Raw genomic sequence first — 24,481 nt, 5'->3', positions numbered from 1 at the left:
AATATCAAAACGCACCGTGAAACTCATGCAGGAGCGCCCGTGACCGCAGCACTCGATAACTTTCAACGTCAACTCAGCAAGGTGATTCCAGCACCACGTTTGCTTACCAAGCTGAGCCAACGTATCGCCTTCAGCACCGATGCGAGCTTTTACCATAAAGTACCGAAGTTGGTCGTGCAGATTGCTACACGCGAAGAGATGCAGGTGTTACTACGTTCGGCGCAGCAGTATGAGGTCGCAGTGACGTTTCGTGCGGCAGGTACCAGCTTGTCCGGGCAGGCCATCAGTGACTCAGTGTTGGTGCTGTTGACCCGTGATTGGCAGCACAGTGAAGTGCTCGAGCAAGGGGCGAAGATAAAACTGCAGCCCGGCGTGATTGGTGCTCATGCCAACCATAAACTTGCGGCCTACGGCCGTAAGATTGGTCCCGATCCGGCGTCCATTAATACGTGCCAGATTGGTGGCATCGCGGCAAACAATGCTTCGGGCATGTGCTGTGGCGTCAAACACAACAGCTACCATACTCTCGATAGCATTAGCTTTGTGCTGGCCGATGGCACCCACGTGGACACGGGGAATGCGGAGTCCGTGGCGGCTTTCCGCACAAGTCATAAAACGCTTTTGCAAAATTTGGAAGAGCTTGCCGAACAGGTGCGGGCGAACCCTCAGTTAAGTGACACTATCGCCACCCAGTTTCGGTTAAAGAATACGATGGGATATGGTCTCAATGCGCTGCTCGACTACCATGATGGGCTCGACATTTTGGCCCATTTGCTGATTGGCTCCGAAGGTACTTTAGGTTTTATTGCTGATATCACCTACCGCACCGTGGCGGTACCGCAAGCGAGTGCTACCGGACTGTATTTATTCCCCGACAGTCATGCCGCCTGTGCGGTCATCCCGGCGCTCAAGGCGATCGGCGTTGAAGCAGTTGAACTCATGGACGATCGTTCGCTGCAATCGGTGCAACCACTGCTGGCTAAATTGACGCCAGTGACACCGCCGCAGGGTGCGGTAGCGCTGTTGATCGAACTCGGGCGCGATGACCACCAGACGTTGCAGCAAGCGCTTCAACAGCTTGAGCAGCGTCTAGAGGGCTTCCAAGCCTTGTGTCCAATGAGCACTGATGTAACCACGGGGCAAGCGCTATGGCAGATCCGAAAAGGACTATTCCCTGCGGTGGGCGCTGTTCGTGAGCGTGGCACGACAGTGATTATCGAAGACGTGGCGGTACCCTTAGAGGCTTTGCCAGATGCGGTGATCGCTTTGCAAGATCTGTTTGACCAACATGGTTATCACGAGGCCATTATTTTTGGTCACGCATTGGATGGCAATGTGCATTTTGTCTTCACGCAAGGTTTTGAAACGCAGCAAGAAAAAGCGCAGTATGCGGCCTTTATGGACGCTGTCGCAAAACTTATTACCGAGCGCTTTGCTGGTACGCTAAAAGCGGAACATGGTACGGGCCGTAATATGGCACCCTACCTTTATGCTCAGTGGGGCGGTGATGGTTTAGCCGTGATGCAACGTATTAAAGCCTTAGTCGATCCGCAAGGTATTCTAAACCCTGGGGTGATTCTTAATGACGACCCACAAGCACATCTACAGGATCTGAAATTAATGCCGCCGGTGAATGCCACCGTGGACGCTTGTATTGAATGTGGCTTTTGTGAACCGCAGTGTCCGTCGTTGCACTACACGCTAAGCCCGCGGCAGCGGATTGCGTTGATGCGACGTAACGCCAATCGCTCTGCAGCCGAGCAGCATGCGATCAACAACGATTTTCAGCATTTGGGTATCGACTCTTGTGCGGCAACTGGACTCTGTGCGACGGCGTGTCCGGTGGGCATAAATACTGGCGCTTGGGTGCAAGAACTCCGGGCTGAACAGGCGCAACACCAGCGAACAGCGAATTGGATTGCGGATCATCAGCAAGGCCTCGAGAGCATTGCACGCTTTGCTTTAACCGCAGCTAGGCCATTGAGTAAGTTACAACAAAAACGTCCTGCGTTACCGCCCGCGGCGCAACAGCAAAAGGCCACACCGGCGACCGCTGCGCGCACAGACAAGGTCATTTACTTCACCACCTGTCCAAATCGCGTATTTGCGACCGCCGGACAGGAGCCCTTGGCGCAAGTTGTCGAGCGTTTATGTGCCAAGGCGGGGATTCATTTGCAAGTCGTCGAGCCCAAAGGTCATTGTTGCGGGCAACCCTACCTGAGTAAAGGCTACCCAAACCAAGCGGAAGACAAGCAGCAGGCGTTACGTGATTATCTGTGGCAACTGACCGAGCAGGGGCGTTATCCAGTTGTTTTTGACGCCAGTCCCTGTGCTTTGCAGGTGCACGATCTCGAGGGCATTCAATGCTACGAACTGGCGGCGTTTTTACAGCAATGCGTTGCCAGTAAGTTGCATATGACACCATTGGCAGAGCCTCTAATGCTGCATGTCACTTGCAGTAGCCGTCATCTCGATCAAGGACAATCGTTACGCGTGTTGGCGGCACAATGCAGTACGCAAGTCATTGAACCCGAACAGATTCAATGCTGCGGCTTCGCTGGCGATAAAGGCTTTAGCCAACCGGAGCTGAACGCAAGCGCGCTGGCGCCATTAGCTGAACAAGTCCCAGCGCACTGTAAACATGCGGTGAGTAACAGTCGTACGTGCGAAATTGGCTTGAGTCACCATGCTGGACCAGCTGAGCTGTCCTACCGTCACATTGCTTACCTTCTCGATGAGCTCAGTAGTGCCAACGAGCAGACCAAGGATCTTGTATGAACCACCCGAATCAAACTTTTGCCGAGCTCGAACAACGCTGGCAGACGACCCATTGGCCGAACTTGAATAAACGTCAGTTGGTTTATGCTGATATTAGGCCAGTGCTCGATGAGCTTGCCGCCACCACAGCGCTCGCACATAAGGTGATCGGGACGTCGTATTTAGGTACTCCCATACGGCGCTTTACGCTTGGCCAAGGGCCGCTGGTGGTACTGGCGTGGACGCAAATGCATGGTAACGAATCAACCGCAACCGCGGCCGTGCTCGATTGGCTAAAGCTTCTTTCACAGCATTGCCCAGCGGATCTTCCCGATGACTGGCAAGATCTTATGACCTTGCACGTTATCCCTATGCTGAATCCTGATGGTGCGGCTGCAGGTACCCGTGAAACAGCGCAGGGCATCGACATGAATCGTGATGCACTGGCGCAACAAACGCCTGAAGGTCGACTGCTCTGGCAGCAAGTACAGCAGCTTAAGCCCACGGTGGCCTTCAATTTACACGATCAAAATCCGTATTACGCAGCAGGTGAAGGTGGAGACCCAGCGACAATTGCGTTTTTAGCGCCTGCTTACCATCCGGATAAGCATGTGGATGGTCCGCGCCTCAGAGCCAAACAGCTGATTGCTCACATGCGACAAATATTGTCGCACTGGCTGCCGCAGGGAATTGGTCGCTATGACGATACCTACTCGCAACGTTCATTTGGTGATGCCATCGCTGGTACGGGTGCGAGTACGATCTTGATTGAAAGTGGTGAACATCGTCACGACCCGAATCGGCAAGTGGCGCGTAAACTTAATGTCATGGCGCTGCAAGCGGGGCTGTCGGCGCTCCTGAGTGGTGTTTATCAAGACTATGGCTTAGCAGATTACTACGCCATTCCGGACAACGTGAGTGACGGCTTTGTTGACGTGAAAATGACCAACCTGACGATTGATGATGGCGAGCACCCAAGCTATCAGGTGGATGTCTGTCTGAATCGCTGTAACGCTTCACCAAGTTATGTCATTGAGTTTGTTGGTGATAGCCGCGGTCAGCAGGGCTTGGAAGAAATCGATGGCAGCGGTGTGAAGTGGCAACAGCTGCCCCAGTTGGGCGCTGTTGCCGATACGTTACTCGCTTTTGTTCGGCAGCAGGTTACTCCACGGTGACCGGTAAGTTTCCGCGCGCCTGACGCCCGAGTAATACTTCTACCAATGCGGTAAAACTCGCGCTGCGCACGTTACCGGCGCTGTTCATCGCCGCGCTATAGTCGTACGTCGCCAATGCGGCGTCGGCGACTGCACGGAAGTCACTGGCAACATACGGCGTGCGTAAAGCCACAAAAACAGTCGGTTGTTGGCGCGCATGGGTGAACGCCATTAGCTCCTGCAACCAGGCATGCTGCTCGGCTTTACTCGGACGTTCGCGCCAACTTGCTAAATCATCCATTCCACCCATTTCGGCTAAGCTGTGGTGGGGCGTAATATCACCGACGATGACCGCAGCATCAGCCCGCCACTCGAACCAAGGTTGTCCGGCGGGTAGCTCCGCTAAACTTAAGCAGTCACTACTGATTGTCGGGCGTTGCTCGGCAAGAGCAGAGGTGAACGCTTGGCAACGTAAGGTATCAGGCATGACTGCATACCAGTGCTCGGCCGTGAGAGGCAAAATGCCGTTGTCATAAATTTCAGTTGTCGCGTCGTACGCAAGCGCCTGCTCAACTTGTACGTTTTGCGCCAAAGGCAACTGCTTAAGGCTTTCCAAGCGATCTTCTAACGTCTGAGAGGCTTGCTTTGTTAAGCCGTAATCTGTTTTTAACTGGGCAATGCGCTGCGCTGAGTTGGCAAGCGCCTTAGTGTCAATCTCACCTGCGGCCACGGCTTGTTCTAACCCAGCAAAATACTGCCAAAACCCGTCAATGTCGTCAGGTGTGCGAATGGTGTAAGGCATTAACGCAATATCCGCACCGGCCTTAAACGTCGCAATGGTGGCTTCAAGCGGCGCGTAATAATGCGCAATACCTGCCATATCTAACGCGTCGGTCACAATTACGCCGTTAAAGCCCAATTCTTCACGTAGCACACCGGTCAGAATCTTATGTGACATGGTGGCGGGAACAATGGTCGCTTCGCCGTTGGTCGCTGTGAACTTGGTGTCGTCCAGTGCAGGATATTGAATATGCGCCGTCATCACCATTGCTGGTGGTGTGTCGCTACTGATGATGTGCTTAAACGGCAGCAAGTCAACTGCGTCGATGGTGGCGCGCTCATGTTCAACGCGCGGTAAGCCAGTGTGGCTGTCAACGTGCGTATCACCGTGGCCAGGAAAGTGCTTGAGGGCACTCATGATGCCGTGGCTTTGCAAGGTCGCAACGGTCGCCTGACCGAGTGCTGCTACCTGATCTGGATCTTCGCCGTAACTGCGAACATTGATCACCGGATTAGCGGGGTTAACGTTGACATCAACTGTTGGCGCAAAATTGAGATTAAAACCGAGCAAGCTGAGCTCTTTCGCAATGCCTGCAGCAACCTGTTCAGCATAACCTGTACCTTGTGCGGCGTAGGTTGCGCCAAGCGCCATGTTGCCGCCGAAGCGCGTTGAAATGGCGGGAGGTAGTCGTGCAACACGCCCACCTTCCTGATCCACGGCAATAAACAAAGGTGGCAACCCCGCATCCCGCACAACTTTCTGCATTTGTGCAATAAGCGTCGTAATCTGCTGACCTTCCACTAAGTTGTCGGCAAACAGAATAACGCCGCCAATGTGGCCTTCGCGCAGTACGTTGGCTAAAGCGTCCGGTAACTCCGTGACTGCGGCTTTGCATTCTTCGCTGGCGGTACCGTCGTTACAGAAGTAACGGAAGTCGAGCATAAGCTTCTGGCCAAGCTGGAGCCTTACCTGCTCAGCGGTGTTAGGTTCTTGAGGGGTGCAGGCCGCTAGGAAAATCAGGCTTAACAGCAGGGCAAAATTGCGAATCATGGCTATACTCTTTGCATAAAGTTGCACGGAAAAGATGAAGGTATCCTACGTGAGCTCGGTCAAAAAATAAATTATTCCATGAAAAACTTCATGGCTTATTCTTTCAGGAGTAATAAAGAGAAGCGTTGTTAGATTTTCTCGGTATAAATTCTTTACGAACTCAAATTTTAAGGATTGTCACATTCCGCAACAAATTCGCCTTAAGTGATTAAGTTTAGGTAATTAAAGAGGAATTTTGGCGCATGAATAAGTCGTTTGAACGCTACGACTAAAAAATGCACAGCAAATTGCTTGGAATAATTTATTATTTACATTATAAGAATATGTGATACTTTCAATATATTGATGGTTCTACCATCTGTTGTAGTAATTCTTTGTCGATGACGGCAAAGGGTATAACAAGAAGACGTACTGACGATACGTACCAGATTCTTACAACGAGCGGAGATTGCAAAGTGAAACTCAATAAAATAGCACTCGTGCTGGGGTTGACGACAAGTATGAGCGGCCTCGCTTATGCTCAAGATGTCGATCAAGAAGAGAACACACAGCAAAACGAAGAAGCAGAAAAAGTCGAACGAATCCAGGTGACTGGTTCGAGCATCAAACGTACAGCAATGGAAGGCGATCTACCGCTAACCATTATTTCGCGTGAAGACATCGATGCCCAGGGTATTACCACAGCTGAACAACTTATGTTGCAGTTGAACGTGGCTTCAAACTCTAACGATAACTTGGCCAGTAACACCGGTATCGTAAGTGGTGAAGAACGTGGTAACAACGGTGCTTCAAGCGCAAACTTACGTCAACAAGGTGCTGGTTCTACCTTGGTTCTATTGAATGGTCGCCGTACAGCTACGCACGGTTTGAAAGGCCGTTCAGTTGACTTGAACTCAATTCCATTTTCAGCCATCGAGCGCGTAGAAATTTTACGTGACGGCGCGTCAGCGGTTTACGGTACTGATGCCATCGGTGGTGTTATCAACTTCATTTTGAAGAAAGATTTCCAAGGCGCGCAAATCGGCGCTTTTGCTGATCACACTGAAGCAGGCGGCGGTAATATCTATCGCTTCAACGTGTTAGCTGGTACGGGTGACCTCTATTCAGACGGTTACAACGTTATGGCGTCTTTGTCGTACCGTACAGCAGAACTTCTGCGCGGTGTTGATCGCGACTTCACCAGTACGTTCCAACCTGAGAGCGGCTTGTCTCCGGATACTCGTGGTACGCCATTTGCGTCTCTTAACGACCGTTGGAGCGGGAACGATCCAACACACCCAAATTACAACCTCATAGGTGAAGGATTAACTAATCCGGAAACGGGTTTGGAAAATGACGTCTTAAACGTTTTAGCATTACCAGGCATGCCAGGTTGTGATGTTTATCCAAATATGGATGACGACGGCGCAGCATTATGGAACCGCGCGCGCAATGAAGGTGTGAGTTGTGCATGGGATTATCCGCGTGCGTCAGCATTACAGCAACCAATTGATAGCATTGATTTCGTGAGTCGCGGCACAATGACCTTGGGCGACAGCGCTGAAGGTTTTGTGGAGTTCATGGGCTCTGAAGTGACTTCTCAAAAGGTATTTGAGCCGAATCAAATTACGCCTTGGTCGATTGGCACAGAAGGTTGGTATCCAAGTACCGGTGAATCTTACGATTATATCGTAGACGCTTTGAGTGATTATTATGGTGCTGACCAGTTAAACATCGGTGCACCAATTGCTTATCGCTGGCGTTGTATGGACTGTGGTCCGCGTGAAATCGAAACAACAACCACAGCGATGAAGATTCAGTTTGGTGTTGAAGGCCAAATTGGCTTTTGGGACTACCGTGTTGGCTTAGGTCACGCAACCAACGAATCTGAATCACAACTTGGTGGTGGTTATCATTACACTGAGTTGCTCGCGCAAGGTATTGGTAGCGGTGCAATTAACCCATTCCTTCTTCCTGGCCAGTCGCAATCTGATGCAGGTATGGCGGCACTAGCAGCGGCTTCTGCTGAAGGGGTTATGCTCTACGGTGGTAAAACCACGTTGACGCAGTTTGATGCATCAATTACTGGTGACTCTGGTTTCAACCTAGGTCTCGGTGGTGACAATATCTATGTTGCCGGTGGTGTAGATATTCGCCAAGAAGGTTATGAGTTCAACGGTGACCGTCGTGCGGCAGAAAATCGCCCTGATATCTATGGTGCACCTTTCGATAATGCCAACGAACTGGATGACGTTGACCGTACCGTTAAAGCCGTTTACGCCGAAGCATTGGTTCCAGTGGTACAAAACTTTGAGCTTAACTTAGCGGCTCGTTATGACCACTACGATGGTTTTGGTGGCACAACCAACCCGAAAGTTGGCTTTGTCTACACGCCAACCGAATCACTATTGGTTCGTGGTGCATACAGTACCGGCTTCCGTACACCATCGTTTAACCAGCTGTTTAACGGTGTTTCAGAGCAACCGTATACCGGTCAGGACCTTGCAGATCCTCGTGACTGTCCAAACGGTGAAGTTGACCAGAGTGATCCAAACTGTGATACGCCAATTCAGCCAACGCGCTTGTTTGGTGGTAAAGAAGATCTGGGTCCTGAAGAGTCGAAGCAGTCAAGCTTCGGTATCGTCTATGCCCCAACTGATAACCTATCAATGAACATCGATTGGTGGGAAATCATCATTGACGGCACCATCCAGATCCCTGGTTTCCGTGACTTGCTCGAAAACTACGAGTTGTTCGAAAGTAACTTCATCCGCGATAGTGAAGGTAACTTGGTTACCATCGACTCGCGTTACATTAACGCCGGTGAACGTCAGACCAGCGGTATTGAAGTTGGCTTACAGGCCAACGGTGAAATGAACGAAGGCTTGTGGAGTGTGAACTTCAACGGTAGCTACTTGATTGAAGATAAGAAAAAGCTACTTGATAATGCGCCTTGGGGTGAAAACCTCGTAGGTACACACTCGCGTGGTAACATTCCACTGCGTTGGAAGCACACTGCAACCTTTAACTATACGAAAGGTGATCTGAGCCACAGCTTGACGCAAATTTATCGTCACAGCTATGACGACGAAACACCACCAGGTGTACGTTCAGGTGAAGCCGATCCGTTGTACTATGACGGTGAAGTGGGTAGCTACTTAATCTACAACTACAGCGTACGTTACATGGCGCTGGAAGATTGGGACGTTACCTTCGGTATCAAGAACCTGTTTGACCGCGATCCACCGTTCACTGCGCACCAGAACGACTACTCGCCGGGCGCAGCGTTCGACCCTCGTGTAGCCGACCCACGCGGTCGTTCGTACACCCTACAATTGACTTACAACTTCTAAGAACACTTAGAACGTAAGTGGTAGGAAAGAAGAACTGCGGTCAGCTTCGGCTGGCCGCAGCTATTTTGGCCTTCAGTCGCTAGGTGAATGCGTCCATGACACAGCCTTATCACATCGTCATTCTTGGAGGCGGTTCGGCCGGTTGGATGACCGCTGCAGCACTTTCCAAAGTTCTTGACCGCCAGCATTACAAAATCATTCTCGTTGAGTCTTCTGCCATAGGTACGGTCTCGGTGGGCGAAGCCACGATTCCGGGTATTCGCGAGTTCAATCAACTGTTACAAATCGACGAGAATGAGTTTTTACGCGAGACGCAAGGCAGCTTTAAGTTAGGGATTGCCTTTGAGAATTGGCAGAATATTGGTGATGAGTACATGCACCCGTTTGGTCCCTATGGGATCACACTCAACGGCGTGCCATTTCACCATTACTATTTGCGCCACGAACGTGAAGTAGGGGCAGGCGATGCTATGCCATTGCATGAGCTGAACCTTGAATGGAGCGCTGCTTTAGCCCATAAATTCACGCGGCCGATTGCCGATAAACGCAGCCCGCTAGGGCACATCAAATATGCCTATCATTTCGATGCTCATGCTTACGCGCGCTATTTGAAAAAGTATGCGACGGCACGCGGTGTCGTCGCCCTTGAAGATCGGATGCAGACCGCCAAGCAGCATCCCAACGGAGCCATTGCCTCGTTGATGTTAGAAAAACAAGGCGAGCTTGCTGGCGACTTTTTTATTGATTGCAGCGGCTTTAAAGCACTCCTAATCAGTGAAACGCTTGGGGTAAGTTACCACGATTGGCGCAAGTGGATGCCCTGTGACAGTGCCGTGGCATTGCCGGGCGAACACGACGCAGCAGATATTTTGCCGTATACCCGCTCGATTGCCCATCACGAGGGCTGGCGTTGGAAAATACCGTTACAACACCGTACCGGTGAGGGCTGGGTGTATTCAAGCCGCTTTACTGATAGCGATAAAGCGGAACGCGAATTCCGCGAAACCATTGGTAATTTTGATAGCACGGCGAATCACTTGCGTTGGATTAATGGCCGTCGCGATGAAGCGTGGAAGCATAATGTCTGCGCCATTGGTTTATCCGCGGGCTTTATTGAGCCGCTGGAATCCACCGGCTTGCAGCTTACACAATCTGGCATTATGCGCTTGATTAGCTTGTTGCCGGGTAAAGGCTCTATGACTGAGCGAGCGCAAGCGTTTAATCGCTATACCGCAGAAGAAATTACCAATATTCGCGATTTCGTCATGTGTCACTACAAACTTACGGACCGCGATGATTCGGAATTTTGGCGTTACTGCCGTGATATGGAAATACCCGATTCACTGCAAGAGCGGTTGGACCTATACCACGAAAACGGGAGCATATTCCGTAACAGCAACAACGAACTTTTTAATGAAATTAGCTGGTTCTCGATGTTCCACGGACAGGGTTTAACGCCTGCACAAGTTCATCCGATTGCCGAACAAATGCCAGCTGAGACGATGCAACAGCATCTAGCAACCGTGCAGCGTATTTTTAAACAGTCGGTAGCGCAGTTACCGAGCCATGCAGACTTTATTCGGAAACATTGCCAAGCATCATGAAGTTGTTATCGAACTCAGTAAAACTAGGCCTTATTGCCACCTTATCAGCGCTTGCGCTTAATAGTTGCAGTAGCACTGACTATGAACAAATGCCATCGGCGAACCAAAGCCATCGGGTGAAGTCGTTAGTTCTGCACTATACGGCCATTGATTATGAAAAAAGTGTACGGGCTTTGGTTGAGCCGAAGGGGCTTAGTTCGCACTACCTTGTGCCTGAGCGCGGTGATCCCAGCTATCCGGAAGACGAGATCAACGTCTATCAGTTGGTTGATGAGCGCGAGCGAGCGTGGCATGCAGGGGATTCGTATTGGCAAGGCCGGACGGAACTCAATGACACGTCGATTGGCATCGAGATTGTCAACGTGCCGCAATGTCAGTGGGACACCAGTCAGCAAGCAACACGTGCCGAGCATGGCGAAAATCGTTTGTGTACGTTCCCTGACTATGATCCCGCACAGATTGAAGCAGTGGTTGAATTGTCGCAGGAAATTCTTGCGCGACATCCCGATATTCATCCTACGGCGGTGGTGGGGCATTCCGATATTGCGTTTATGCGCAAAAACGACCCAGGCCCGCGTTTTCCGTGGTACCAGCTTTACCAGCAGGGCGTTGGCGCTTGGTATGAGCAAGACACCTTAGCGCGCTACTGGCGCCAGTTTAACCAAGAGCCCGTGCGCATCGGCTTATTACAGGCGGCCTTAAGAACCTACGGTTATGGCGTGACTGAAACCGGTGTGTTTGATGAACAAACGCGTAGCGCCTTGTCAGCGTTTCAGATGCACTTTTTGCCGTGGAGTGTGAACGGCAAGAACGACAGCCAAACCACTGCCGCTGTATTCGCTTTGCTTGAGCGTTACTTCCCTGAACAACTCGAGCCTTTGTGGCAACGCTACCAAGCCGAGAATGCGGCGGAGCTCGCGAACGTTAAAAAGGTTAAACAGGGCCAAATCGATGCCGTTTTCCCTGAGCCAGAAGCACAACGTTCGAGTCGCGAATGGGTCAATGATAAATTGCGTTTTAAAGCTTACGCTGGACGTAGCGAAATTACCTTGTCGGCTGAGCAAGACGTGACTGCCGAAATTCAAATTAATGGCGAAACCTTAAACTTAGCGACGCCGTTACAAGGCGACAAAACTTATAACTATTCGCTAAAGCGGCGCACGATAAATGGCTTGAATACGCTGTTCGTGAAATCCGTGCAGCCCGAGGGCGTGGAAGTTCGGGTGCAGATCCCTTATCCGACGCTGATAGACGCCACCGCTGAATACCGCAATGCCTTCCGAAAAGTCGACGCATTGATTGAGCAAGATATTGCCAATGGCTTTCCCGGTGCGGTGTTGGTGGTTGTTAAAGATGGCAAAATCATCAAGCAAAGCGCATATGGGTATGCCAAACGTTACGACGAAAACGGTGAGCTGCTTGCTGCGCCGGCGCCGATGACGCTGGCAACGGGGTTTGATGTTGCATCGAACACTAAGTCCTTTGCCACCGCGATGGCGATGATGCACTTGGTTGAACGCGGGCTGTTGGATGTGAATGCGCCGATTTACCACTACTTGCCAGAATACCGCGGACAAGGGCGTGAAGCACGACGCATCCGTGATTTATTAAATCATCAGTCGGGTTACGGTCCGCAAGTACATTTCTTTGACCCAGAGAATAAGCTCGGCAAACTGTTTTACTCACGCGACAAAGAAAAAACGCAACGTCTGATCACTACCAAAGTGCCATTTAAAGTAGGTAATGGCGTACAGGCAACCTACAGCGATACGGGTTTCAAGCTGTTAGGCACTATCGTTGAACGCATTACCGGCATGCCCTTGGATCAGTACGTTGAACAGAACATTTACGCGCCACTTGGCCTAAACAACAGTCTATTTACACCGTTGCGTAAGGGCCGTATGCCAAGTGAATTCGCCGCAACTGAGTTGAACGGCAATACCCGCGGCGGGCGTGTTGAATTCCCGGGTATACGCACCTATACCTTGCAAGGCGAAGTGCACGACGAGAAGGCTTTTTATTCAATGGAAGGTGTTGCTGGGCACGCGGGTCTGTTTTCCACTGGACCTGATCTTGCGGTGTTGGTGCAAACACTGCTGAACGGTGGTGGCTACGGCAATGTGCATTTGTTTGAAGAAAGTGTCCTCGATATTTTCACCGCTCCCCATGCCCGCGATCGTAGCTTTGGCTTAGGCTGGCGCCGCGCTGCCGATGGCGAAACCCGTTGGCACTTCGGCCCTTATGCAAGTCATGAGGCGTTCGGCCATACCGGCTGGACCGGCACCGCCACGGTCATCGATCCAGCCCTCGATCTTGGCATCATTTTGTTGACCAATGCACGCCACTCGCCGATCGTCGCAGAAGGTGACGGCTATGAATTTTTGGGCAAGCAGTTCGAAACCGGCAATTACGGTAGCGTCATCACCGGTGTTTACGAGGCTGTATTAAATATTGATCAAAAGTGACCCTCATATGAATCGATAAATTAATCTATGATTCATATAACGGTCAAATTATTGACGGTCACCAAAAGCTGGTCTACGCTTAAGTTAGTAATAACTAACCTACGAGTAGAGCATGCCCAAATCTATCGCGCGAACCTATTCACGTTATACCGAGGATGCACTGGCCGTGTTGGCGAGCCTGATTCGGTCGGCGCGTGTGCAACAACGTATTAGTGCGCAGCAATTGGCCGAACGCGCCGGCATTTCGCGTAGCACCTTACAACGCATTGAGAAAGCTGATCCTAAATGTGAAATCGGCATAGTTTTTGAACTGGCGAGCTTGCTGGGAATTGCTTTGTTCGACGCGTCGCCGAGTTCAGGTGAATTACGGCGTTATCGCACCTTACAAGAAGAAAAACTGACCCTGTTGCCGGAGCGGGTCCGTCAGCCCGCACGAGAGGTCGATGATGACTTCTAGCCTGAAAGACTACAGCGAAGCTTACGTTTGGGTATGGTTGCCAGAATCAGCGGCTCCTATTGTTGCAGGCAAGCTGGAAGCGTATGGACAGCAACTGCGCTTCAATTACGGGCAAAGTTATTTGGACCGTGCCGAGCAACAATACGCCATTCCACTTTATTTACCAGAGCTACCGTTACGCAAAGGGCGATTAGAAAATTTGCCTGGACTGAGCATGCCCAATTGCCTACGCGATGCCGCGCCTGACGCGTGGGGGCGCAGAGTGATCCTCAATAAGTTGGTGGGAAGGGGGTCACAGAGCAGTGATACTGCTGAACTCGGCGAGCTGGTTTACTTACTGGAGTCGGGTTCCGATCGAATAGGCGCCTTCGATTTCCAATTGTCGCCGACGGAATATGTACCGCGCTCAGCCAAGAATGTCCCATTAGAGGAACTCGTCAAATCAGCAGAGCGTGTCGAGCAAGGGATACCCTTAACGCCAGAGCTTGACCAAGCCCTGTTTCACGGCAGTTCTATCGGTGGTGCTCGACCGAAGGCGCTGATTGAAGCGAATACATGCAAGTATATCGCGAAGTTTTCGTCGTCAACGGACACCTATAGCGTGGTGAAAGCCGAGTACATTGCGATGCGGCTTGCTGACGAAGTCGGGCTTGATGTTGCGCCGGTTAAACTGGTTAAGGCAGCCAATAAAGATGTACTGTTAATCGAGCGCTTTGATCGCCAACAGCACCCTGACGGTTGGCGTCGCAAAATAATGGTATCGGCGCTAACTTTACTTGAGCTTGACGACATGATGGCCCGTTACGCCAGCTACGAAACACTTGCCGAAATCATTCGTCATCGTTTTATCGAGCCAAAGGCGACCTTGCATGAGCTCTTCCAGCGTTTGGTATTTAATATTCTGGTCGGCAACACCGATGATCATGCGCGCAATCATGCAGCATTTTGGGATGGCAAGGACCTCACCCTGACACCTGCTTATGACATTTGTCCTCAAGGCCGTGCAGGCAATGAACAGAGTCAAGCCATGCTCATCCATGGCCGTGATAATCGCAGTTCTTTAAGTACCTGCTTAAAAAGTGCTGCAAGTTATTTGCTCACTGAAGCCGAAGCGAAAGCTATCATGAAGCAGCAAATAGCCACTATCGAACAACGGTGGGTCGCTATTTGTGACGAAGCAGAGTTCAATCAAGTGGAACGAAAATTACTTTGGCGTCGGCAATTTCTCAATCCCTATTCCGTTGACGTCCCGTAAGCGGCTTGTCATAAAACATTCATTGCTCTGGCACAGAACTGTCATCGACCTTCGGCAAGCTAGCGTTGTTTTCACAGCGCACTGCGCAACAAGGTAGCCATGCTGAATGTCGAGCAACTGATCCAACAAAAACTGCCGCCGATGCTGCATCACCCAGCGGTTGCACCTTGGTTGAAGCGCCCCGTCAGTAAGCTCCTGAAACGTCTCTTACACGCTGAAGATTTGCGTCAGTTCACCACCGACTATGGGCACTTACGTGGCCGCGACTTCCTTGAACAGGTACTGGATTACTTTGAGTTTCGCTACACTGTTGCCGATCGTGAACGCGAGCATATTCCCAGCCAAGGCAAATTAGTCATCATCGCCAACCATCCGATTGGCTCGCTTGATGGTGTAGCGCTGCTTAAATTGGTGGCCGAAGTGCGGCCTGATGTGAAAGTTATCGCTAACGACATGTTGTGGAGCCTTGAGCCACTGGGCCCGATGCTACTGCCTATTACCAATATGGGTGGGCGCGCGGGGCGGCAGCAAATTAAAGCAATACATGAGCACCTTGCCGAAGACAAAGCGGTGATCGTGTTCCCCGCTGGCGAAGTTTCACGCTTACGTCCGCAGGGGGTACGTGATACCCGTTGGGAAAGCGGCTTTTTGCGTATCGCTGACAAAGCACAAGCGCCTATTCTGCCGATCCATGTCGATGGCCGTAATTCTTGGAGCTTTTACGCTTCGTCGATGATGTACAAGCCACTGTCGACGTTGTTACTGGTGGAAGAAATGTTTCGGCAACGCGCTGGCGTGCTACATTTTCGTATTGGCCGTTGTATCGCGTATCGCCATCACCACCGCACCGATCTTAGCTTGAAAAACCGCGTCCACATGCTGCGCAAACATTTATACCGAGTCGGCAGCGGTAAATCTGGCATGTTCCCAACCGAGCAAGGCATTGCGCTCGCTGAACCACGTTTGGCGTTGCGTGATGCCTTGCACGACTGCGACTACTTGGTAACAACACCAGATGGCAAAGATCTGTACTTCACTGACTATCGGACGGATTGTCCACTCATGCGCGAACTCGGCCGCGTACGCGAGCTAACCTTTCGTGCCATCGGTGAGGGTACGGGGCAGCGCCGCGATTTGGATCGTTACGATGTACAGTTTAGTCATTTATTGCTATGGGATGCCCACGCGATGGAAATCGCTGGCAGCTACCGTTTGGCGCCAGTGGCGCCCATGACGACTCAGCAAAGCTATGAGAGCTTGTACACCGCGAGTCTGTTTCAGTTTAAGCCGACCATGGAACGCTATCTCGTACAGGGTATGGAATTGGGGCGCAGCTTTATTCAGCCGCAATACCGCAATCGGTACAGTTTGGACTATTTGTGGCAGGGCATTGGTGCCTATGTGCAAAAGCATCCCGGGGTGCGTTATTTGTTTGGACCTGTGAGCTTATCAGGTGAGTTCCCGCGCGCAGCACAAGCCATGATCGTGTGGTTTTATCAACAATGGTTCCCGCCCTTACAAGAGGTGGCTACGCCTAACCAGCCGTTTATCTACACACCTGAAGAAGAGCAGTGGCTCGCGGCGCTTTTCGAGCACCGTGACTATGCGGTAGATCTGCAAACACTGAAATCAGAGCTGCAGCATTTAGATGTTAAGCTTCCGCCTCTGTTTAAACAGTACAGTGAACTTTGCGAACCCGGCGGCGTACAGTTTGCTTGCTTTAGCGTCGATCCGGCCTTTAATAACAGCATCGATGCATTACTTATTGTGGACTTGCATCAACTTAAACCGCGTCGTAAGCAGCGTTACTTGCAAAACGCGGTGTCGCAGCACTAGCAATCCTAAGCGTTCCTGTTTACCTTAAGAGACTGTCTTCAGCGAACCACGAGATTATTCATGCGCATTGCTACATTGGGCCCCGCCGGTACCTTTTCAGAACTTGCCGCCTGTGAATTTGGACGGCAGTTAAACGATTATACGTTAGCGTTTTACCCAGCTTTAGCGCGCGTTCTGAAAGCGTTACCGCACGACGCTGATCTCGCCGTGGTGCCCATCGAAAACATTGTCGAAGGCATGGTATCACCGGTCATCGATACCTTTGTAAAACGGCCGTTGGAGATTGTCGGTGAGTTGAGTATTCCGGTGCGCTTTTCACTGGTAGCAAACCATCCACAGCCCGAGAAAATCTACGCACAGTTTGTCGCGCAAGGGCAGTGCAGCGACTGTTTGAGCGCTTACAATGTGCCGATTATGAATACCGCCAGCAATAGTGAAGCGCTGCAATTGCTGCAACAAAGTCGCGAACCTGCGGCAGCCGTAGTGCCGGAGCACTGTCTTGGCGAGCACCATTTTACGCATGTTGAGCATGACATTACCGACTATGCGCACAATGAAACGCGCTTTGTTGCTGTGCGCGAACCGCGCGGCGAGCATGAAGCGCCGCAAGCAGGTGTGAACTACAAAACCTCACTACTGATCATTGACGATACTGATCACCCAGGCTTGTTGGTTGAACACCTGCAAGTATTTGCCGCTTACCGAGTAAACCTAACCTCACTGGTATCCCGTCCGACCGGGCAGAAATTCGGGCAATACCACTTCTATCTAGAATGCGAAGGGCATCGCGATGACACCGCGATTCGTGCCGCGCTAACGCTGATTCAGTTACGTAATAAGGTGCTCGTTTTGGGGAGTTATCCTAAAGCAGCACCCAGCGGATAAGTAGGCCGACAGTAGTGACGGCGGCCACGCCAAGGAGCCAAAGCAAGAGGAACCAGCCGAGGCGTTGCCAGGTTTGTTTTGCCATTAGTCGTGATACCCCGAATCAGCACGCACTTTGCCGCGAAACACCCAGTAGGTGTAGCCGGTATAGGCAAAGATGATCGGTAACAAGACGGCGGCACCGACCAGCAGAAACACTAAACTGTTATCCGGTGCTGCGGCTTCCCACAAGGTGATTTCTCGCGGCACTAAGTAGGGGAAGATGCTCACGGCGAAGCCACTATAAGCAATCAAAAATAAGCCTAGTGACCACAAGTACGGACGGCCTTGTTGCTTCTTGGTAAGCGAGTTCAGCAGGCCTATGGTCAACACCACCAACAATACGGGTAAGACCCATAAGCCGATAGAGGTCGGGAAGCTGAACCAGCGCTCGTAAATGTAGGCGTCTTGCCAAGGTAAGAACAAGCTCACGAACACGATACAGGCGAATAGACCGACACCTGCTTTGTAGGCGAGCGGATAAGCGCGTTCTTGCAACGCGCCTTCGGTCTTCATGACGAGCCACGTGGCGCCCAGTAAGAGGTAGCCAACCACCACGGCGAAGCCGCAGAACACGGTAAACCACGTCAACCAATCGAACCAGCCACCGGCATAGGCGCGATCAACAACTTTTACTCCCTGCAGCATGGCACCGAGCATAATGCCTTGGCTCATGGCCGCAACAAAAGATCCAACGATAAAGGACCAGTCCCAAAGTTTTTTACCGCGCTTGGTCTTGAAGCGGTATTCGAAAGCGACGCCGCGGAAAATGAGGCCAAGTAACATGGCAATAACGGGCATGTATAAAGCGGGCATAAGCACGGCATAGGCTAACGGGAACACCGCCAGCAAACCGCCGCCACCGAGCACCAACCACGTTTCATTGCCGTCCCAAACGGGGGCAACGGTGTTCATCATAATGTCGCGCTCTTCTTCCTTGTTAAACCAAGGAAAGAGCATGGCGACGCCAAGGTCGAAGCCGTCTAAGGCAACGTAGGCGAAGACTGCAACCGAAATCAGAATAGCCCAGATAAGTGCGTAATCCATGCTTAGTCCTCCTCGTGCATTAGGCGTTCAGCCGCCATGCCGCCGCCGTAGTCAGGAATGTGTACATTTTCGGGATCACCGGCCATTTTGCGCAAGATATAAAAGGTCCCAGCGCCAAATACCAAAAAGTACACCACGATAAAGGCCAGTAGACTGCCGCCAACGCCCTCTGCGGCAATCGGGGAAGCCGCATCTTCTGTACGCAATAGGCCATAGATCACCCACGGCTGGCGGCCAACTTCAGTCACGATCCAGCCGGCGACGACGGCAACAAAGCCCGAGGGAGCCATGGCAATGGCAGCTTTATGCAACCACGACGCATCGTAGAGTTTACCGCGGGCGCGTTGCACGCCGGCCCATAGGCCGATCACGACCATAAGCAAGCCAAGTCCGACCATGATACGGAACGCCCAAAACACCACTGGCACTGGTGGCCATTCATCGCGCGGGAAGGCGTCCAGGCCAGTGACTTCGGCGTTGACGTCGTGCTTGAGAATTAAGCTCGCCAAGCCGGGAACCTTGATTGCATAGTCCACTTCGGCGGTTTCCATGTTAGGCATACCAAACAAATACAACGGTGCTTGGGTTTCGGATTTAAAGTGACCTTCCATGGCCGCGACCTTCGCAGGTTGGTGTTCTTGGGTATTCAAACCGTGCAAGTCGCCAACAAAGACTTGCAATGGCGCAACCAGTAGCGCCATCCACATGGCCATAGAGAACATTTTGCGCGCCGCAGCATTGCTGCGTTCTTTGAGCAAGTGCCAAGCGCCAACACCGCCAACTACAAAGGCAGTCGTTAGGTAAGCAGCAAGTAGCATATGCGCTAAGCGATAGGGGAAGCTTGGATTAAAAATAACCGCGAACCAATCTTCGACGACAAATTGACCGACGTCATTCATGGCGAAACCAGTGGGCGTCTGCATCCAACTGTTCACCGACAAAATCCAGAAGGCACTAATAGCGGTGCCAATGGCGACCATAAGGGTGGCGAAAAAGTGCAGCTTTTCTCCGACGCGGTTCATGCCGAACAACATCACCCCTAGAAAACCAGCTTCAAGGAAGAAGGCAGTGAGCACCTCGTAGCCCATCAATGGGCCAATGACTGGACCGGCTTTATCGGAAAACACGGACCAATTGGTACCAAATTGATAGCTCATCACAATCCCGGAGACCACACCCATACCGAAGGCCACGGCAAAGATCTTGACCCAATAACGGAAGAGCTTTTGGTAAACAGGATTACGGGTCTTTAGGTATAAGCCCTCGAGCACGGCAAGGTAACTGGCAATACCAATGGTGAAGGCAGGAAAAATAATGTGAAACGCAACGGTAAAAGCGAACTGAAAGCGCGCCAACAACAGTGCATCAGCATCGGAGAAAAGACTTTCGACCATGCGACAACCCCTACATAATTTAGGAACTACTTAATTGTAGGAGGTCTGCTAGGAATTTATAGGTAAAAACCTTACTTTTTGCAGGATTATTATTGAGGCGTTGGCCTACCTTAAGTATGGCAAGCTGAAGATTAGATCTCGTCAGCCACACAGCAAGGCGTTACACTAATACCACTTATTTGATTGAGCTTAGTTTTGGAGTTTGCATGGAGCGTTTGGTCGAAAACCTGATGTACAGTCTGCGCTGGTTACTGGCGCCGATTTATTTGGGCCTGAGTTTGGCGGTGATGCTACTGGGAGTGAAGTTTTTTCAGGAGCTTTTTCATGCGATTCCGCTTATTTTTACGATGCCTGAAGTGGATTTGATTCTGCTCACGCTAACTTTGATCGACATCGCCTTGGTTGGCGGTTTGCTGGTCATGGTCATGCTCAGTGGTTACGAAAATTTCGTTTCAACCCTCGACATTGATGGTGGTACCGAAAAATTGGCTTGGTTAGGCAAGATTGATTCGGGTGGCCTGAAAAACAAAGTTGCAGCGTCGATTGTTGCCATTTCATCGATTCACTTGTTGAAGGTGTTTATGAACGCCGACAATGTCGATGTAGAAAAGATCAAATGGTACGTGATTATTCACCTGACTTTTGTTGGCTCAGCGTTCGCGATGGGCTACCTCGATAAGCTCACACGTAAGAAAGGTGACGACTAATCTCTTAATTCGTCACCTTGGTCGTTAATCGTTGCCTAAAGCGCTGATAGTTCGGTAGGCTCATGACCTATCCTTTATCAACAAAAGCAAATCAACAGGCAACGAGAGCGACCTATGAACGCAAAACTTTTCTTTTCTTTGAGTTTGCTTGCTACCAGTATGGCGAGCGGGCCTGCTTTGGCACAAGAGCAAGCGGCAACTGCAGATCACACTGTTGCGGTAACCAGTAAACTACAGGCGGAAGACATTTTTGCCTTGGAATTTGCCAATGATGTGCAAATTTCGCCGGACGGCCGTTATGTGGCTTACGTGCGCAATAGTTTCGATATCATGACCGACGGCACGCGTCGCAGCCTGTGGTTAGTGGATACCCAATCCGGTCAACACACCCCGTTGTTTGCCGATCAGCATAGCTATGGTAATCCAAGCTGGTCGCCCGATGGCAAGCGCTTGGCCTTCACTTCAAACCGTTCAGGGCGTAACCAGATCCATGTATTCTGGGTTGAGGAACAGCGCACGGCGGCAGTAACTGAAGTTCAGCAAAGCCCAAGTCAATTGGCTTGGTCACGTGACGGCAAGCAACTTGCCTTTATGATGGCGGTGCCGGAACCGAAAAGTGATTTCGCCAAAAGCGTGAAGTCAGTAAAGAAACCAGAGAAAGCCAAGTGGGGCAAAGCACCGATTATTGTCGAACGGACTTTGTACCAGCGTGACGGCCGCGGTGTGATGCCGTCGTCGTATAGCCAAGTATTTGTTGTACCAAGCGAGGGCGGTAGCGCGCGTCAGGTCACCACTGGACCGTTTCAGCATCGCGGCCCGCTGACGTGGCTCGCCGATAATTCAGCTATCGTTTTCAGTGCGAACCGCACTAAAGACTGGGAGTATCAGTCGCGCGAGAGCGACCTGTGGCAAGTCAGTCTCGCTGATAACAGTCTGACTCAGCTCACCGACTGGCCGGGCGATGAATACGCCAGCACGCTATCGGCGAACGGTGAGCAGCTAGCCTTTTTACATGGCGGCAACGCTGCGGAACCCTATCGCAATGCGAGTTTGCATCGCATGGTGTTGAGCTCGGGCGCGGTGGAAGCCATTGTTGATGACTTTGACCGTTCACTCGAAAGTCCACAGTGGGTGGGCAGTGATCAGTTGACCGTACAATACGCCGATCGTGGGCGTATCAAGGTCGCCGACGTAAATTTAGCCGGTGAACTTAGCACCCGCGTGAACGATGTCGGTGGTATCTACGCCAGCCGTCCTTACACCATGGGCATGTACTCAGTTGCGGCCGATACCGGCGCGATTGCTTATACCCAGGCCTCAGCTTATGACCTCGCCAATGTTGCCGTGCAAATTGAGGGAACAGTGCGTAGCTTGACCGCTTTAAATGATGATGTGCTGGCGCATCGCGACTTAGGCGAAGTGCGCGAAATCAATTACCAATCGTCGTTTGATGGAACTGACATCCAAGGCTGGTACATTTTGCCGCCGGGTTATGAGGAAGGTAAGCGCTATCCAACGATGGTTGAAATTCACGGTGGACCACACCTGTCTTACGGGCCGTTCTTCGCCGCTGAACATCAACGCTATGCTGCTGAAGGCTATGTAGTGTTGTATGTGAATTATCGCGGTAGCACGTCTTATGGCAAAGATTTTGCCATGTTACTCGACGGCCATTATTCCTCTGAACGCGACTTCGCCGACCATATGTCAGGCATCGATAAACTCATCGATATGGGTATTGCCGACCCCAACAACTTGTTCATTGCTGGCGGCTCGGCGGGTGGTATTGCCACTGCCTATGCGGTGGGTCTAACCGATCGCTTCAATGCTGCAGCGGCGACTAATCCGGTCATTAACTGGGTGAGTAAAACGCTGACTGCGGACAGCTCTATTGGGCAGATCCAGAATCAGTTTCCCGCGCTGCCGTGGGAAGATCTTGAGCATTACTGGAAACGTTCGCCATTGTCGCTGGTCGGTAACGTCAAAACACCGGTACTCTTATTCACAGGCGAGAAAGATCGCCGCACGCCAATGGCTGAGACCGAGCAGTTCTATCAAGCACTGCAGTTACAAAAAGTGCCTACAGTGATGGTGCGCGTACCTGATGCTTATCATGGCGTCACGGCGAAACCATCGCGCATTATCGCGAAAACCGAGCACACGCTGGCTTGGTTTAAGCGTTATCAGAAAGACTAAGGTGCGGTCATGTACCTAAGTTTGTTCATGGTGGCCTTTTTAGCGGCTACCTTGTTGCCAGCACAATCAGAAATTCTGGTGGTGACGGCACAGCAACTTGGGTACAACCCTTGGCTGATTTGGCTGGTGGCCTCGCTGGGGAATACCTTAGGTAGTGTGGTGAATTACGGTTTAGGCCGTTATTTACTGCATTACCAAGACCAACGTTGGTTCCCGTTTAAAGGTAAAGCGTTAGCGCGCGGACACTGGTGGTTTGAGCGCTATGGCAAGTGGTCATTATTACTGGCGTGGGCGCCGTTTATTGGCGATACACTGACGTTCATCGCGGGGATGCTTCGGCTGCGATTTTGGCAATTTTTAGTGATTGTGTGGATAAGCAAAGCAGGGCGCTATGCCCTGCTGCTTGGGGCGCTTAGCTTTCTAGGTTTATCGGCTCAAGACCCTTAACTGACTGTACGCCTAAGCCGGGCGCGTCACTTATCGAAATCTCTGACTCTTTAAATTTCACGCTACCTTCAACAGGGTCAAAGGCACACAGCGATGGCCCATCAAGATCGATCTTAGTGATGACATTCGACTTGGCGACTGCCAAGTGAACCGCCGCAGAAACGCTGATGCTCGACTCCAGCATACAGCCAATCATACACTGCATGTCGTAGACAGAGCAGATGTCAGCGATTTTGATCGCGTTGGAAATACCGCCGGTTTTCATAAGCTTAATATTGATAATGTCAGCCGCCCGCATTTTGATAAGCTCAATCACCTCACGCGGGCCAAAGCTACTTTCATCGGCCATAACTGGGGTATTGACGCGCTCGGTAATGAATTTCATGCCGTCGATGTCGCGCGCTTTCACCGGTTGCTCGACCAGTTCTAAGCGCACGCCGGCATCTTCCAGCTTATTCAACGCGTAGACCGCTTCTTTTGCAGTCCAACCTTGGTTGGCATCGAGGCGTAACAAGGCTTTGCCTTCGACGGCAGCGTAAATTGCTTTGACGCGTTCAATGTCGACACCAATATCTTTGCCAACTTTGATTTTTAAGGTTTCAAAACCGCGATCGATGGCTTCAAGCGAATCTGCGACCATTTTATCGATGTAGTCGACGCTAATGGTGATGTCGGTGGAAATGGTTGGCACGCCGCCACCTAACATCTTGTACAACGGCGCATCGTAGAGTTGACCCCAAAGGTCATACACCGCCATTTCAACCGCCGCTTTCGCACTGTAATTGCGAATAATACAGTTTTGGATCAAGCCAACAATGTGGTTAAGCTCGGAAATTTCTTGGCCCACAATTTTTGGCTTAATGATGCGGTCGATCGCTTCAATAATCGAGCCATGCGTGTCGCCAGTAATCACCGCTGTCGCTGGCGCTTCGCCATAACCCACATGTCCAGTGTCGGTATGCACCATCACCACAATGTCTTCAATCGATTCAACAGTGCGCAGAGCCGTTTTGAAAGGCGTTTTTAACGGCACGCGTAACTTCGCAAGTTTGATATCAGTAATTTTCATAAGTTG

Annotated in this window: 16 protein-coding genes; 12 read left to right on the top strand and 4 right to left on the bottom strand. The window is 51.2% G+C overall.

Annotated features, from left to right (window positions below; all coding sequences use genetic code 11):
* Positions 1–39 precede the first annotated feature (39 nt).
* A complete protein-coding gene (locus CWI70_RS07670; protein WP_126771984.1) occupies positions 40–2,778 on the top strand; it encodes an FAD-binding and (Fe-S)-binding domain-containing protein in 2,739 nt (912 codons plus the stop codon).
* Entirely contained in the window at positions 2,775–3,932 is a 1,158-nt protein-coding gene (locus tag CWI70_RS07665; RefSeq protein WP_126771982.1) for a M14 family zinc carboxypeptidase, read from the top strand. The genes CWI70_RS07670 and CWI70_RS07665 overlap by 4 nt, the downstream gene beginning before the upstream one ends.
* Here the strand turns inward: CWI70_RS07665 and CWI70_RS07660 are convergent.
* Positions 3,919–5,742 (bottom strand): glycoside hydrolase family 3 N-terminal domain-containing protein, encoded by a 1,824-nt coding sequence (locus CWI70_RS07660; RefSeq protein ID WP_126771981.1) that lies wholly within the window; start codon positions 5,740–5,742, stop codon positions 3,919–3,921. The genes CWI70_RS07665 and CWI70_RS07660 overlap by 14 nt on opposite strands.
* Before the next feature lie 455 nt (positions 5,743–6,197).
* Here CWI70_RS07660 and CWI70_RS07655 point away from each other — a divergent pair, with 455 nt between their 5' ends.
* The 7 genes from CWI70_RS07655 to CWI70_RS07625 all read left to right on the top strand — a co-directional run bounded on the left by CWI70_RS07655 (position 6,198) and on the right by CWI70_RS07625 (position 17,576).
* Entirely contained in the window at positions 6,198–9,074 is a 2,877-nt protein-coding gene (locus CWI70_RS07655; RefSeq protein WP_198677669.1) for a TonB-dependent receptor domain-containing protein, read from the top strand.
* A 95-nt stretch (positions 9,075–9,169) separates the two neighbouring features.
* The gene (locus CWI70_RS07650) at positions 9,170–10,678 is read left to right on the top strand and encodes a tryptophan halogenase family protein (RefSeq protein ID WP_126771979.1); all 1,509 of its coding nucleotides are present in this window, start codon (positions 9,170–9,172) and stop codon (positions 10,676–10,678) included.
* Positions 10,675–13,143 (top strand): penicillin binding protein PBP4B, encoded by a 2,469-nt coding sequence (gene pbp4b / locus CWI70_RS07645; RefSeq protein ID WP_126771977.1) that lies wholly within the window; start codon positions 10,675–10,677, stop codon positions 13,141–13,143. The genes CWI70_RS07650 and pbp4b overlap by 4 nt, the downstream gene beginning before the upstream one ends.
* Positions 13,144–13,255: 112 nt before the next feature.
* Positions 13,256–13,600 (top strand): helix-turn-helix transcriptional regulator, encoded by a 345-nt coding sequence (locus tag CWI70_RS07640; protein WP_126771975.1) that lies wholly within the window; start codon positions 13,256–13,258, stop codon positions 13,598–13,600.
* Positions 13,587–14,855: a type II toxin-antitoxin system HipA family toxin gene (locus CWI70_RS07635; protein WP_198677668.1), complete on the top strand. Its 1,269-nt coding sequence runs from the start codon at positions 13,587–13,589 to the stop codon at positions 14,853–14,855. The genes CWI70_RS07640 and CWI70_RS07635 overlap by 14 nt, the downstream gene beginning before the upstream one ends.
* Before the next feature lie 99 nt (positions 14,856–14,954).
* Positions 14,955–16,691, top strand: a complete 1,737-nt coding sequence (gene olsF / locus CWI70_RS07630; protein ID WP_126771973.1) for a bifunctional ornithine lipid synthase OlsF — start codon at positions 14,955–14,957, stop codon at positions 16,689–16,691.
* Between the two features lie 60 nt (positions 16,692–16,751).
* Entirely contained in the window at positions 16,752–17,576 is an 825-nt protein-coding gene (locus CWI70_RS07625; protein WP_126771971.1) for a prephenate dehydratase, read from the top strand.
* A gap of 84 nt (positions 17,577–17,660) precedes the next feature.
* Here the strand turns inward: CWI70_RS07625 and cydB are convergent, their stop codons facing one another.
* Entirely contained in the window at positions 17,661–18,662 is a 1,002-nt protein-coding gene (cydB, locus tag CWI70_RS07620; RefSeq protein WP_126771969.1) for a cytochrome d ubiquinol oxidase subunit II, read from the bottom strand.
* A 2-nt stretch (positions 18,663–18,664) separates the two neighbouring features.
* Entirely contained in the window at positions 18,665–20,056 is a 1,392-nt protein-coding gene (locus CWI70_RS07615; RefSeq protein WP_126771968.1) for a cytochrome ubiquinol oxidase subunit I, read from the bottom strand.
* A gap of 206 nt (positions 20,057–20,262) precedes the next feature.
* Between CWI70_RS07615 and CWI70_RS07610 the strand changes: the two genes are divergently transcribed.
* The 3 genes from CWI70_RS07610 to CWI70_RS07600 all read left to right on the top strand — a co-directional run bounded on the left by CWI70_RS07610 (position 20,263) and on the right by CWI70_RS07600 (position 23,406).
* A complete protein-coding gene (locus tag CWI70_RS07610; RefSeq protein ID WP_126771966.1) occupies positions 20,263–20,763 on the top strand; it encodes a TIGR00645 family protein in 501 nt (166 codons plus the stop codon).
* 114 nt (positions 20,764–20,877) lie between these two features.
* Positions 20,878–22,959 carry a S9 family peptidase gene (locus CWI70_RS07605; protein WP_126771964.1) on the top strand — a complete coding sequence of 694 codons (2,082 nt, stop codon included), beginning with the start codon at positions 20,878–20,880 and terminating at the stop codon, positions 22,957–22,959.
* A gap of 9 nt (positions 22,960–22,968) precedes the next feature.
* On the top strand, positions 22,969–23,406 hold the full coding sequence (locus CWI70_RS07600; RefSeq protein ID WP_126771963.1) for a YqaA family protein: 438 nt from the start codon (positions 22,969–22,971) through the stop codon (positions 23,404–23,406).
* On the opposite strand, the gene CWI70_RS07595 is transcribed toward CWI70_RS07600, so the two are convergent.
* Positions 23,372–24,475 carry a dipeptide epimerase gene (locus tag CWI70_RS07595; protein WP_126771961.1) on the bottom strand — a complete coding sequence of 368 codons (1,104 nt, stop codon included), beginning with the start codon at positions 24,473–24,475 and terminating at the stop codon, positions 23,372–23,374. The genes CWI70_RS07600 and CWI70_RS07595 overlap by 35 nt on opposite strands.
* Between the last annotated feature and the right edge of the window lie 6 nt (positions 24,476–24,481).

Source organism: Pseudidiomarina homiensis, assembly GCF_003987225.1.
Taxonomy (GTDB): domain Bacteria; phylum Pseudomonadota; class Gammaproteobacteria; order Enterobacterales; family Alteromonadaceae; genus Pseudidiomarina; species Pseudidiomarina homiensis.
Note: the sequence above shows the minus strand (reverse complement) of the source record. Positions and strands in the feature narration are given on the sequence as shown.